This window comes from Pelagibacterium sediminicola (genome assembly GCF_003390885.1).
Classification (GTDB): domain Bacteria; phylum Pseudomonadota; class Alphaproteobacteria; order Rhizobiales; family Devosiaceae; genus Pelagibacterium; species Pelagibacterium sediminicola.
Genome location: NZ_QMEL01000002.1, coordinates 170609 through 183360, shown reverse-complemented (window position 1 = coordinate 183360; position 12752 = coordinate 170609). Strand labels below are relative to the sequence as shown.

Annotated in this window: 11 protein-coding genes; 5 read left to right on the top strand and 6 right to left on the bottom strand. The window is 61.3% G+C overall.

The genetic code is table 11. From position 1 onward, the window contains the following. Genes DQG18_RS04085 through DQG18_RS04065 form a run of 5 tightly spaced genes read right to left on the bottom strand, consistent with a single transcriptional unit; the run spans position 1 to position 6482 of the window. Positions 1-942, bottom strand: coding sequence for an ABC transporter permease (locus tag DQG18_RS04085; protein WP_116652966.1), 942 nt, complete (start codon positions 940-942; stop codon positions 1-3). Next, entirely contained in the window at positions 936-2045 is a 1110-nt protein-coding gene (locus DQG18_RS04080; protein ID WP_116652965.1) for an ABC transporter ATP-binding protein, read from the bottom strand. The genes DQG18_RS04085 and DQG18_RS04080 overlap by 7 nt, the downstream gene beginning before the upstream one ends. Next, a complete protein-coding gene (locus tag DQG18_RS04075) occupies positions 2035-3084 on the bottom strand; it encodes an ABC transporter ATP-binding protein (RefSeq protein WP_116653364.1) in 1050 nt (349 codons plus the stop codon). The genes DQG18_RS04080 and DQG18_RS04075 overlap by 11 nt, the downstream gene beginning before the upstream one ends. A 14-nt stretch (positions 3085-3098) precedes the next feature. Continuing rightward, complete coding sequence (locus DQG18_RS04070) at positions 3099-4625, bottom strand: ABC transporter substrate-binding protein (RefSeq protein WP_116652964.1); 1527 nt, start codon at positions 4623-4625, stop codon at positions 3099-3101. 24 nt (positions 4626-4649) lie between these two features. Then, positions 4650-6482: a gamma-glutamyltransferase family protein gene (locus tag DQG18_RS04065; protein ID WP_116652963.1), complete on the bottom strand. Its 1833-nt coding sequence runs from the start codon at positions 6480-6482 to the stop codon at positions 4650-4652. Positions 6483-6660: 178 nt separating this feature from the next. Between DQG18_RS04065 and DQG18_RS04060 the strand changes: the two genes are divergently transcribed. Together DQG18_RS04060 and DQG18_RS04055 are read left to right on the top strand one after the other, a co-directional pair. Next, the gene (locus DQG18_RS04060) at positions 6661-7350 is read left to right on the top strand and encodes a GntR family transcriptional regulator (RefSeq protein WP_245958362.1); all 690 of its coding nucleotides are present in this window, start codon (positions 6661-6663) and stop codon (positions 7348-7350) included. Further along, positions 7347-7748 (top strand): YybH family protein, encoded by a 402-nt coding sequence (locus DQG18_RS04055; protein WP_116652962.1) that lies wholly within the window; start codon positions 7347-7349, stop codon positions 7746-7748. Before DQG18_RS04060 ends, DQG18_RS04055 begins: the two co-directional genes overlap by 4 nt. Positions 7749-7756: 8 nt before the next feature. Here the strand turns inward: DQG18_RS04055 and DQG18_RS04050 are convergent, their stop codons facing one another. After that, entirely contained in the window at positions 7757-8596 is an 840-nt protein-coding gene (locus tag DQG18_RS04050) for a Wzz/FepE/Etk N-terminal domain-containing protein (protein ID WP_116652961.1), read from the bottom strand. 392 nt (positions 8597-8988) lie between these two features. Here DQG18_RS04050 and DQG18_RS04045 point away from each other — a divergent pair, with 392 nt between their 5' ends. From DQG18_RS04045 to DQG18_RS04035, 3 genes are all read left to right on the top strand, one after another. After that, a complete protein-coding gene (locus tag DQG18_RS04045) occupies positions 8989-10155 on the top strand; it encodes a nucleotide sugar dehydrogenase (protein WP_116652960.1) in 1167 nt (388 codons plus the stop codon). Positions 10156-10354: 199 nt separating this feature from the next. After that, entirely contained in the window at positions 10355-10621 is a 267-nt protein-coding gene (gene rpsU / locus DQG18_RS04040; protein WP_116652959.1) for a 30S ribosomal protein S21, read from the top strand. A gap of 361 nt (positions 10622-10982) precedes the next feature. Beyond that, on the top strand, positions 10983-12752 hold the full coding sequence (locus DQG18_RS04035) for an SLC13 family permease (RefSeq protein ID WP_116652958.1): 1770 nt from the start codon (positions 10983-10985) through the stop codon (positions 12750-12752).

Below are 12752 nucleotides of genomic sequence, written 5' to 3'. Positions count from 1 at the left end.
TCAGCTCCTCAACCGCGGGTTGGCCAGGATGTAGCCGATGTCGGCCAGAAGATTGAGCGTGATGTAGAAGAGGGCCGTGACCAGCACGACGCCCTGAACCACGGCGTAGTCTCGCGTAAAGACCGCATCGACGATCAGCTTTCCAAAGCCTGGAATGGCAAAGATCTGTTCGGTCAGAACCGCCCCTGACAGGAGGGCGCCGAATTCGAGCGCGCCCAGTGTGATGATCGGGGTGAGGGCGTTGCGCATGGCGTGCTTGACGACGACGACGGTGGGCGAAAGGCCCTTGGCGCGGGCGGTCCGCACATAGTCGCTCTCGAGCGCCTGGATCATGGCCGACCGCGTGTGCCGCATGATGATGCCCGCGATCGCGGTTCCCAGCACAAAGGCCGGCATGACGGTGGTGGCAAGGTTCATCCGCCAATCCACGGACAGCGGAACATAACCCGAGGCCGGAAGCCAGCGAAGCTGTATGGAAAACAGAAGAATGAGCATGATGCCCAGCCAGAAATTGGGCACCGAGATTCCAGCCAGCGAGACCACATTGGCCGCGTAGTCGATGCTTGTATTGCGGCGGACAGCCGCAATGACACCCCCCACGACGCCAAAGACAAGGGCCAGCACGATGCCCATGATGGCCAGTTGCAGCGTGACCGGAAGTTTTTGCAGAACGAGGGTCGTGACGGGCAGGTTGTGGCGCATGGAAAGACCAAGATCACCCGTCAGCACGCCGCCGACCCAGTAGAGATACTGCATGAATATCGGCTGATCGAGCCCGTAGCGCGCCCGGATGGCGGCGACCGTTTCGGGATCGGGGTTCTCACCCGCCAGCGCCAGCGCGGGGTCTCCGGGCAGAAGGTGCTGAAGGGAAAAGATGATCAGCGAAAGAATGAAGATCGTTGGTATGAGCTGAAGCAACCGGTGTCCGAGCAGCCTTAGCATGGTGCTTGCTCCCCTTCCGGCAGAGGGTTGGAGAACGCGGCAAAGAGCTTTGCAAGCCTGGGGTCCGTCGCGCGGCCCTTGCCAAGCAGGTCGTCTGTCTGCGGCAGTTCCTTCCAGAACGCACAGGCATTGGCGTGGCCGTCCGCTTCCACGTCGAGCGACATGTCGACGGCCTTGCATTCGGGGCGCGCGTGCGGGCAGCGCGTATGAAGGCGGCAGCCGGAGGGTGGGTCTATCGGACTGGGAAGATCGCCCGCCAGAGCGTGGGCTGCGGTGTCGCGTCCATGTCCGAGATGAGCGGCGGGAATGGCCGACAGAAGGGCACGGGTATAAGGGTGGCGCGGGGTGGAAAAGATCTTGCGCGTCTCTCCCAGCTCGACGACCTTGCCCAGATACATCACGGCAACCCGGTCCGCGATGTGCTTTACGACGCTGAGATCGTGGGAAATGAAGATATAGGCCAGCCCCAGCTTTTTCTGCAGAGATTTCAAAAGATTGAGAACCTGGGCCTGAATGGACACATCGAGCGCCGAGACGGCCTCGTCGCATACCAGTATTTTAGGTTCCGAGGCGAGCGCCCGTGCGATCACCACACGCTGGCGCTGCCCGCCGGAAAATTCATGGGGGTAACGGCTCGCGTGCTCGGGCCGCAACCCCACCATTTTCAGCAGTTCCTTCACACGCTCGGCGCGCTGTGCCTTTGGCACCACGTTGTGGAGCATGAGCGGCTCGCCCACCGTCTGGCCAATGGTCATGCGGGGGTTGAGGGATGCGTAGGGGTCCTGGAAGACGAGCTGGATCTTGCTGCGCTGGGCCAGCATGTCCCGGTTTGAAAGCGCGGTAAGTTCCACCCCGTCGAGAGTCACGGCGCCCGCGCTGGGCTCGATCAGCCGCATCAGCACCCGGCCCAGCGTGGATTTTCCGCACCCCGATTCACCAACGATGGCGAGGGTTTCCCCCGGTTGGAGCGAAAAGGAGATATCGTCGACCGCGCGGACTTTCGTGAGCGGCCGCCCGAAAATCGTGCGCCTGAGCGTGAAGTGCTTGCTCACATCCGAGGCGACGAGCAACGGAGGTTGGGAGGATGTCGTCTCAAAACTCATCGGCGAGCTCCTCGAGCGGGGTGCGCCAGCACCGGCTGGTATGGCCGGGATTGACTTCGAGCATGGGGGGCGTTTCAGCGCATTTTTCGATGCGGAACGGACAGCGGGCCGCGAACCGGCAACCAGCGGGTGGCTGGGTCATGTCCGGAACGGTGCCGCCGATGGCGACGAGTTCGTCGCGCTCTTCATCGAGCCGGGGCAACGAGCCCAGCAGCCCGACCGTATAGGGGTGCTGCGGAAAGCTGAAGATCTGCTCAACCGAACCGGACTCGACCACCTGTCCGGCATACATGACGATCACGTCGTCGCAGGCTTCCGCCACCACCCCGAGGTCATGGGTGATCAGGACGATGGCTGTGCCCGTTGTCGATTTGAGGTTTTCGAGCAGATCGAGGATTTGCGCCTGGATCGTGACGTCGAGCGCGGTGGTCGGCTCATCGGCGATGAGCACTTGCGGTTCGCAGGCCAGCGCCATGGCGATCATGACGCGCTGGCGCATGCCGCCGGAAAGATTGTGGGGGTATTGCCGGGCGCGCGTCTCGGGCGAGGGAATACGCACCAGGCGCAGCATTTCGACAGCCTGTGTCCATGCTTCGGCCTTGGAGACGCTGCGATGCCGCAGAATGGTTTCGGCGACCTGATCGCCGACCGTATAGGAGGGGTTGAGCGAGGTCATGGGTTCCTGAAAGATCATCGAGATCTGGTTCCCACGCAGATTGCGCATCTGCTTTTCCCCGATCGACAGCAGATCCTGCCCCGCGAACAGTATTTCTCCGGAGATTTGGGCACTGTCGGTGGGAAGCAGCCGCAGGACGGCAAGCGAGCTGACGCTCTTGCCGCTTCCGGATTCCCCCACAACGCCCAGGCTGCGCCCTTTCCTGAGGGTGAAGCTTACGCCGTCGACGGCCGTCGTCGTCGTGCGGTCGCCAGCAAAGCAGACGCGCAGATCGTTGACGGTCAGGACCGCGCCGTCCGACCCGCTAGCCCGGTCATCCCGGGCTAGCGGCTCTTGAGCCGGCGGTGGATTTGATGCGTCCATCGCCATCTCTGATCTTACTCGGCCATCGTCACGCCGCCGAGGCGGATGATCCCGTCCGGGAAGGGGTTGAAGCCTTCAAGATCTGCGTCATGCGCAAAGATCCACTGCGAGTGGTAGAGATAGACGATGGGCAGGTCCGTGAGGAGCTTTTCGACAGCCTCGGCATAGATTGCCTGACGCTGTGCCATGTCGCCGATCGCGCGCGCTTCGGTGAGGATCGTTTCCAGCTCTTCGCTGCAATAATGAGCGTCGTTGCCGGCAGCCTCACAGGCAAGCATCGGGGTGATGTTGAGGTCCGGATCGACGCGGCCCGACCAGCCCACCAGATGCGCCTCGAAATTGCCGTTCCGGGCGGTATCGAGCAGCGTCATCAGCTCGGTGGGGCGAATGTCGACATTGATGCCGACTTCGGCAACCATCGACTGGACGAGCGTTGCAACCTGCTGACGCTCGGCGTCGGTGGGAACGAGCAGTTCGAGATCGATCTGCTCGACGCCCGCCTCAGCCATCAGGGCCTTTGCAGCCTCGACGTCACGCGGCTGGACCGGGAGGTCGTGGTTGTAGAACGGGCTGGTCGGCGGGAAGGGCTGGTTGCCGACGGCGAACTGACCTTCAAAGACCACCTGGTTGATCGCTTCGCGATCGATCGCGAGGCTGAACGCTTCGCGAACCGCCTGGCTCGTGCTGAAATCGGGGTCGGCACCATCGCCGCCGATATTGATGGTGATGCCGTAATAGCCAAGACCCACGACCGGCGAGCTCACGAGATCGGGATCGTCATTGACCGAGGCGACGTCGGTTGCGGCCAGGCGCTCGATCAGGTCGAACTGGCCCGAACGCAGGTTGAGCAGCCGCGTGTTGCTGTCGGGCATGCCGCGGAAAATCAGACGATCGAAACTGTAATCGTCAGCGTCGTGATAATCGGCGAACTTCTGGAGTTCGATGAAGTCCTGAGGCACGCGCTGGACGAATTCGTAGGGGCCCGAACATACGGGATTGTTGGTGAAATTCTCACCCATCTCCTCCCCGGCGGCCGGGCTGATGATCATGCCGGCACGGTCGGTCAGGGCAGCCAGCAGCGGCACCGAAGGTTCGGAAAGATTGATCTGAACCGTAAATTCATCAATCACCTCGACATTGTCGATGGCGCTGATTTCCGATGCGCGGCGCGACGTCTCGAGCGTCAGGGCGCGTTCGAGATTGTACTTGACGGCTTCGGCATTGACCGGGGTGCCGTCATGGAACTTCGCATCCTGGCGAATGCTGAGCGTGAGCTGGGTGCTGTCCTCGTTCCAGTTCCAGTCCGTGGCCAGCATGGGCACGATTTCGTTGTTCTCGTTGATGTCGACGATCTTGTCGCAAAGCTGCTGCAGAACGTGACGTCCGACAAAGCTCCAGTTGGTCGCCGGATCGAGTGTATCGGGGTCGTCCTGCAATGCGATGTTGAGCAGGCTGCCGGCGTTCTGTGCCTGTGCGGGCGCGAGTGCGACACTCGTCAGGGCGACACCCGTCATAAGTGCCAGGATAAATGGCTTTTTCATTTGATTTCCTCTCTTTAGGCAGGGTCAGCGGGCCACGGCGTAGCCCTGCATCCCCCTAGGATTGGCTCCGGCCAGGACGATCTGGTCGGCTCCGTCCATCTCTCGTCCGACCACGCTCAGGCGTCCTTCCGCCCAAGGGTCGGTAAATCTCGCATCATGGCCACGGTGCTTGAGCGTATTGAGCACGTCCTCGCCAAAACCCGGCTCGATCGCGAGCGAAGCCAGCCCCACTTCGCGCGGCCAGAATGAGCTTGGAAGGTGGTCGGTGTGAAACGCCGGTGCGTCGATTGCCTGCTGGATGTTGAGGCCGCCATGAATGCGGCGCAGCAGGAACTGCAATTGCCACTGGTCCTGCTGATCGCCGCCGGGTGTGCCCAACGCCAGATATGGCGTGCCGTTCCTGAACACAGTAGTTGGTGTGAGCGTCGTACGAGGGCGAACGCCCGGCCGCATGCTCGAGGCCAACCCCTCCTCGAGCCAGAACATCTGGCCGCGGGTCGTCAGCGAGAATCCCAGCCCCGGGATGACGGGGCTGGACTGGAACCAGCCGCCAGACGGCGTGGCGGAAATCATGTTGCCCCAACGATCGACCGCGCTGACCTGAACGGTGTCGCCGCGCTGGGCGCCAGAGCCGCTGAGTGCGGGCTCGCCATCGGCGCCGGTCGGCGGGGCCGTGTCCTTGGCAACGGTTGGTTCGCCGCCGCCGAGCCCTGCCTGGCTGATCGTTCCGAACGCGCGATGCGGCGGCAGGATGGGGGTGCGGCCATCGGGCTGGCCCGGTTGAATGGTCCCGGAGGCGGTATCGGATATGAGCGCGGCGCGTTGCTCGGCATAAGCGCTGCCGAGCAGCGCTGTCATGGGCACATCGGCGTCATCGCCATACCAGGAATCCCGATCCGCCATGGCCAGCTTCGTTGCTTCGGCAACGAGATGGACGAAATCGGCGCCCAGAGGATCGCATTTGGCGATGCCGGTAAATGACAGGATATTGAGAGCCTGGAGCAGGACTGGTCCCTGAGACCAGGGGCCGCATTTGAAAACCTCGTACTCGCCATAATCGACCGAAAGAGGCGCTTCGATGCCCGGGCGCCAGCCATGGAGATCATCGGCGGTCATGAGACCCTTATGAGCCGTGCCGGAGACGTCCCACACGGCCTCCGTTTCACAATAATTCCCGATCCGCTCGGCCACCGGTCCCTCATACCAATAGGCCAGCGCAGCCTCGATCCGGGCCTCCCGGTTGGGTGCCGGACGGGCTTCGTCGAGGATGCTGCGGTAAAGGGCTGCGACCTGCGGGTTGCGAAAGAGCTTTCCGGCTTGCGGCACTTCGCCATTGGGCAGGTAAAGCTCGGCGGAACTCGGCCAATGGGTTTCAAAGAGCTGCCGCATGGTGCCGATCGTATTCGATATGCGGGGGACGATCGGATGGCCGTTCTCGGCGTAATGTATGGCGGGCAGCAGCACGTCTTCGAGTTCGGCAGTGCCATGGTCGCGCAATACCGTAAGCCAGGCACCGAAGGCGCCGGGCACGCAGGCCGGCAGCAGGCCCGTGCCGGGGACGAGGTCGAGGCCGAGTTTCCTGAAATGCTCCAGCGTGGCCCTGGCCGGGGAGGGGCCCTGACCGGATATCACGATCGGCCGCTCGCCTTTGGGAGTGACGATGATGGGGACCTCACCGCCCGGACCGTTGAGGTGCGGTTCGACGATCTGCAGAACGAAGCCGGCGGCGACGGCGGCATCAAACGCCGTATGCCCTGCTTCCAGCAGGGACATGCCCGCGGTCGAGGCCAGCCAGTGGGTCGCCGAGACAGCGCCGAGCGTTCCTCTCAGTTCGGGGCGCGTCGTAAAGGCCGCCATGAAATCCTTCCTCCCTGATCATTGTCGACAAAACTGGCCCTTATTCGGCCTAACAGGTACGAACGTCCGGGTTTCAGCCAAATATTCCCAATTTTTCCGGCATATTGTATACGAGATATACAAAATGCAACCGCTTTGTTATGTCAATGAGCGATGATCTGTGAGAGAGGAGGGAAAAATGCTGGGAGATGACAACATGGTGGGGGGCAGCGCACAGCACCGCAGGATGCAGAGCGAGATTGTGCTTGAGGGCCTTGAAGCCGAGATCATTGCCGGCATCATTCCCCCTGGCACCCGGCTCGACGAAACGGGGATTGGTGACCGGTTCGGTGTGTCGCGCACCCCGGTCCGCGAAGCCCTTCATGCCCTTTGTGCACGGTCTCTGGCCGAGCGTGTTCCCTATAAGGGCGTGCTGGTGCTCGCTCTTTCGCCTGAGCATATCGACCAGATGTTCGAGGCCATGGCGGAAATGGAGGCGACATGCGGACGTCTCGCCTCCCAGCGCATGACCATGAGCGAGCGTGCGGAACTCGAAACCATGCACCGCGAAATGAACGCCCTGGCCGACGCCGGCGATTACGAGACCTATGAGGGGGTCAACTCGCGTTTCCACACCCTGATCGTTGCGGGGTGTCACAACAAGGACCTTGTTGCGCTCGCCGAATCCATGCGCGCCAAGCTGCGGCCCTTCCGCAAGTATCAGCTCCATGACCGGGGGCGGATCAGCAGGTCTTGCGCCGAGCATCAGGATATTGTCGATGCCTTGCTCGATCAGGACGCGCAGCGGGCGGGCACGGCGTTGCGGCGCCATCTGGTTTCCGCCGCGCAGGAATTCCTTCTGCGGCGCAAGGGCGAGGTTGAAGCATGAGCACGACAAACGATCAGGAAGAAATCGTTGCCCTGATGCGGCGCATGGAAGCCGCCTGGAACAGCGGCGACTTTGCCGGATACATGAACGGGTTCGCCAACCCCGATGTCGTCTTTGTGTCGCGAGGCGAGATCCAGGCCGATTGGGCCGCAACATTGGCGCATTATCAGCGCGACTACGGCGACCCGGAAGGCGAGCAGGGCCATTTGACTTTTTCCGACCTCAAAATTGAGCTTCTGGCGCCCGGCGTGGCGCAATTGGTCGGTACCTATACCCTCGTCCGCGGCCCTCTATCCCAGTCGGGCATCAACACCCGCATCCTGCACAAACGCCCCGGCATCGGCTGGACCATCACCCTCAACCACGTCTCGGCCCGTCCGGATAACATGAAGCGGTGAATGCCGCTTTATCCATGCCGAACTGAACGTGGCGGAAGGCCGAACGCGCGCCGGATGCGGTTGATCTTGCCTTGGGTTTCGGCATCGGCTGAGGCATTCCTCCAGCCGTTGCGGATAAAGACGAGAACCAGAAGCACGAACCCCGTGCCCAGTACCGCCAATGCAGATACGACCACAGGAGAGGTTCGGCCCGCCGGCACCGGCTCTGATGGGGCTTCCTCGATCAGCGCCCCCGGAAGCTCCGCACGGCTGACGGACAACTGTTCGTAACGCTCGCGCTGATCGTCACGCGCAGCCATCATTTCATTGAGCGACGAAGCCGTCTGCGCATAGGCCATCGCATCGAAGGAGACGGCGGCTTCGATGTCTTCGAGTGCCTGCGCAAGACGGTCTGCGATACCATCGCGCAAGATAATCTCTCGTTCGATATCGAGTAAGTTTGCTTGGAGCGACGCACCCGGCAACGTTATCTCGCCCTCCTCGATAGCGGCAGTCAACTGGCCGATCAGCAATAAAAGGCCATCCGAGACCGCATCCCGATCATCGAGAGTAAGGATGAGCATCGAGCGTTCCGCGGAACTCCCCTCGGTTATATCGAGGCCATGCTCTATATCGACTGTACCATTCAGAATGCTCGGCAAATAGCGGGACACTTCGGCTGGCGGCAGCCCCAATACGGCGGAGGCCGTCCAGGCATGAGGCTGGAGGGTGAGAAAACCGAAGGCAGCCACGCCCGCAAGGAGCGGAACAAAAACAAGGACCAGCCAGTGCTCTGCAATGACCACCAGCAGGTCGAGCAGGCTTATTTCATCGTCAGGGTAGTGTTGTTCATCCACCATCGTCTGCATGATGCACTTTCTGTCCAGGAAATTCTAAGCGGAGATAGGATGTTATAACCAAAATAAAACTTCCACAATCTCTTCGGCGCGTTCATTTGACTATAATTGGTCTGCAAAGCCTGTTAGGCAGCAGAGCATGGCATTCGATACTTTGGCACCGGGCATGAATGCAGAAAGCGCCAATCCCGTCCATGTTTATCAATTGGACGGCGAAAATCAGCCTTCGCGATTGGCGCGGAGGTTGATTTGGGCCAGACGGACATGGGCGCGCGCCATAGCCATGGAACGGCCCGGCCCGGTGCCTGTCGGCGTTGACTTGAGGTTGTAAGGTAACGATGACCTTGATCTTGTTGCGCTCGGCGGACGCGCGCCGCCACGGCAGGGATTTCAGAGTGTTTTAGATGAAGATCGCCGTGGTGGGTTTGGGGTATGTCGGGACTGCGAACGCGATCTTTTTTGCGCGGCATCACGAAACGGTGGGCGTGGATCTTGATCCCGTGCGGGTCGGTGCGGTCGCGCGGGGAAAAAGCCCGGTCGAGGACAAGGAAGTCGACCGGTTCATCGCCGGGCACCGGCTGACGCTGGAGGCGACGCAGGATGCGCACGCGGCGTATGGAAAAGCCGATGTCGTTTTCATTGCAACGCCGACCGATCACGATCCCGGAACCGGCCAGTTCGATACGCGCTCGGTGGAAAGCGTCGCGAGGGATATCGTCAAGATCAATCCCTCGGCGATCATCGTCATCCGCTCGACCGTTCCCGTGGGGTTCACCCGCAGGCTTCGCGCCGAGCTTGCAACCGACCGGATCGTTTTTGTCCCCGAGTTCCTGTGTGAAGGCCGGGCGCTGCACGATTGCCTCAATCCCTCGCGGATCGTCGTGGGAGACAGGAGCGCGCAGGGGCGCACGATCGCCGATCTTCTGATGGGTGGTATTGAGCGTGATGGCGTGCCGGTGATGCTCGTCGGCTCCGATGAAGCCGAGGCGATAAAGCTGTTCGCCAACACCTTTCTTGCGCTGCGCGTGGCGTATTTCAACGAACTCGACAGCTACGCCATGGCGCATGGGCTCGACGCACGGCAGATCATCGAAGGCATCGGCCTCGATCCGCGCATTGGCAGCCACTACAACAATCCCAGCTTTGGCTTCGGCGGCTACTGTCTGCCGAAAGACACACGGCAATTGCTGGCCAATTACGCCGATGTCCCCCAAAACCTCATCGGAGCGGTTATCGAGGCGAACAGGACACGCAAGGATTTCATGGCGGAAACCATTCTTGCGCAAAACCCCCGATGCGTCGGCATCTACCGTCTCGCCATGAAAACGAACTCGGACCACATACGTCATTCGGCCGTGCAGGGGATCATGAAACGGCTGGCAGCCAAGGGCGTCAGGGTGATCGTTTATGAACCGGCGGTCGATAGCCCCACCTTTGCGTCCCTGGAGGTGATGACGGACCTCGCCGCCTTCAAGGCGGCATCGGATGTCATCGTCGCCAACCGGCTGACATCGGATCTCGCCGATGTGCGCGGCAAGGTTTTCACGCGCGATATTTTCGGGACTGGATGAGAGGGGCAACCGCGCTCATGACCAATGAAAATGCGTCGTTCGCACGCTGCATTTTTGCCCCGGCAGGATCATGGCCCTGATGGACGATTCCGCTCAACGTGCAATCGCGCATTCATTGTGATAGGTATGCCCTGGGAGCGCCCGGAGGCGCTTTGCCGCTTGCCCGCCGGGTGAAGCGGGCACGAAGATAGGAAAATATTTGCAGGTACAAGTACGCGACAACAACGTCGACCAAGCTCTCCGTGTCCTGAAAAAGAGGCTTCAGAAAGAAGGTGTCTTTCGTGAGGCCAAGCTTCGGAGATTCTATGAGAAACCATCTGAAAAACGAGCCAGGGAACTGGCGCAGGCTGTGCGTCGAACGCGCAAGGAAGCGCGAAAGAAGGCTATTCGCGAAGGGCTGATCGAAGGCCCGAAAAGGCGGGGACCATCTCGCCCCCAGGCGCCATCGATGGCGCGAGGCGGCTGAATACCTCCGCTTACATACCAACGGCCCGCCCTCACAAGGCGGGCTTTTTTATGAGCGATCGACCCCGCATCCGGGTAGCCATCAACCTCGGCATGAATATGCTAGAGCCGTTCAGGTCTTGACGGATTCACCGAGGCTATACGCTTTGTGGAAACCGTGCTCTGGACCCCGGTAACAAGTACCGGGGTGACATTGAAGGGAGGGAGTCAGCAGAAAGCACCAGTGTCATTCCGGTATTCATTACCGGCAATCCAGCGCAGTTTTTCCAAGAGGGCGGAAGCTGGGTGTTTCCATCAGAGCCTGAAACGATCTAGCTTTCCCGGGGGATGCCTCCGGGCATCAGGGCAGGAAGGAACCAACGATGACAGTCGAGATTGCACTGGTGCTGGGCATCGCCCTGATCGCCATCGCGCTGTTTGCCACCGAGAAGCTGAGGATCGATGCCATAGCACTGCTCGTGTTGTCGGCGCTGGCCATTCTTGGCCTCGTCAGTCCGGGCGAGGCGCTGGGCGGCTTCAGCAATCAGGCCACGATCACGGTCGCGGCGATGTTCATTCTTGCGGCTGGCCTGGAAAACAGCGGCGCTCTTTCGGGCATCGGGCGCCTGCTGGGGCGGGCCAGGTCGCCCCTCATGTTCCTGCTCATCCTGTTCGGGGTGCTGGCCGTGATTGCGCCTTTCGTGAACAACACCGCCGTGGTTGCGGTGTTCATGCCGCTGGTCATGACCGCCGCCGCCGGCATCGGCATGTCCGCCTCAAAGGCGCTGATTCCCCTGTCCTATGTTTCGCAGATGGCGGGGGTGTGTACCCTTGTGGGTACGTCGACCAACCTGCTGGTCAATGCCATGGCCCGGGATCTGGGTCATCCCGGCTTTTCCATGTTTGAATTCACTCCGCTGGGGGTGATCTGCTTTGTTGTCGGCTGCATCTATCTGCTGACTTTGGGGCGCTGGCTGTTGCCCGATGCGCGCGCCACCGAACTGGCTGAACAGTATGAGCTGGGCAAATACATCACCGAGCTTCGGGTGCTGCCGGATTCGTCTTTGATCGGCGTGTCCGTCGGTGAGGCAAAGCTGGGTGAGGACTTCGGCGTCTTCGTTCTCGAATTGCTGCGCGGGGATGAAAAGGTCTGGTCGCCCCGCTCGCAGATCCTTGAGGAAGGCGACATCCTGATTGCCCGGGGCGACTGGTCGAAGCTCGATCACCTGAGGGTGGAGGCCGGGCTTGAGATCAATACCGAATTCCAGTTCAGGACCCAGACCCTGGAAGAAGGCACCGAACAGGTGTTGACCGAGGTGCTGATCGCGCCCCAGTCGCGCGTCATCGGAAGCTCGCTGGCGCTGCTCGACCGGCGCTGGCGGCACAATGCAACGGTTCTGGCCATTCACCGGCGCGGCCAGATACTGCGCAAGCAATTGAAGGATGTACGGCTGGATGTCGGTGATGTCTTGCTGATGCTCACCCCGGAAGCCGAGATGCCGGCATTGCGCAACGACCCGAACGTCATCGTGCTCAGCGAACGCGGAGCGGACAAGCCAGCCGGCTGGCGGGCGCCTTTCGCCCTCGCCACCATGGCGCTGGTGATCGGCATATCGGCAGTCGGCTGGGCGCCCATCGCCATCACCTCGCTGATCGGGGGCGTCGTAATGACCCTTGCGGGCTGTCTGGACGCGGACAAGGTCTACGACGCCATCGATTGGCGCATCATCATACTTCTGGCCGGGCTCCTGCCGCTGGGCGTCGCCATGAGTCAGACCGGCGCCGCCGAATTCATCGTTGCCAACACTCTGGGCCTGGCAAGCGGGTTCGGGCCGCTGGCCGCGTTGGCCGTACTCTATCTGATGGCGCTGCTGCTGACCGAGTTCATGAGCAATGCCGCCGCCGCCGTGCTGCTCACCCCCGTCGGCATGTCCACCGCCAACATCCTGGGCGTGGATGCCACCCCTTTCCTGATCGCGGTGACATTTGCCGCCTCGACCAGTTTTGCAACGCCCGTGGGGTATCAGACCAACACCATGGTCTACAGCGCCGGCGGCTACCGGTTCACCGATTTTCTCAAGGTGGGCCTGCCGCTGAATCTGATCTTCTGGGTTCTGGGCATGATTTTCATTCCGGTATTCTGGCCGTTCTGA

Coding starts and splice junctions, on each gene's coding strand:
- DQG18_RS04085 (WP_116652966.1), bottom strand. CDS start 942: ATGCTAAGGCTGCTCGGACACCGGTTGCTTCAGCTCATACCAACGATC.
- DQG18_RS04080 (WP_116652965.1), bottom strand. CDS start 2,045: ATGAGTTTTGAGACGACATCCTCCCAACCTCCGTTGCTCGTCGCCTCG.
- DQG18_RS04075 (WP_116653364.1), bottom strand. CDS start 3,084: ATGGACGCATCAAATCCACCGCCGGCTCAAGAGCCGCTAGCCCGGGAT.
- DQG18_RS04070 (WP_116652964.1), bottom strand. CDS start 4,625: ATGAAAAAGCCATTTATCCTGGCACTTATGACGGGTGTCGCCCTGACG.
- DQG18_RS04065 (WP_116652963.1), bottom strand. CDS start 6,482: ATGGCGGCCTTTACGACGCGCCCCGAACTGAGAGGAACGCTCGGCGCT.
- DQG18_RS04060 (WP_245958362.1), top strand. CDS start 6,661: ATGCTGGGAGATGACAACATGGTGGGGGGCAGCGCACAGCACCGCAGG.
- DQG18_RS04055 (WP_116652962.1), top strand. CDS start 7,347: ATGAGCACGACAAACGATCAGGAAGAAATCGTTGCCCTGATGCGGCGC.
- DQG18_RS04050 (WP_116652961.1), bottom strand. CDS start 8,596: ATGCAGACGATGGTGGATGAACAACACTACCCTGACGATGAAATAAGC.
- DQG18_RS04045 (WP_116652960.1), top strand. CDS start 8,989: ATGAAGATCGCCGTGGTGGGTTTGGGGTATGTCGGGACTGCGAACGCG.
- DQG18_RS04035 (WP_116652958.1), top strand. CDS start 10,983: ATGACAGTCGAGATTGCACTGGTGCTGGGCATCGCCCTGATCGCCATC.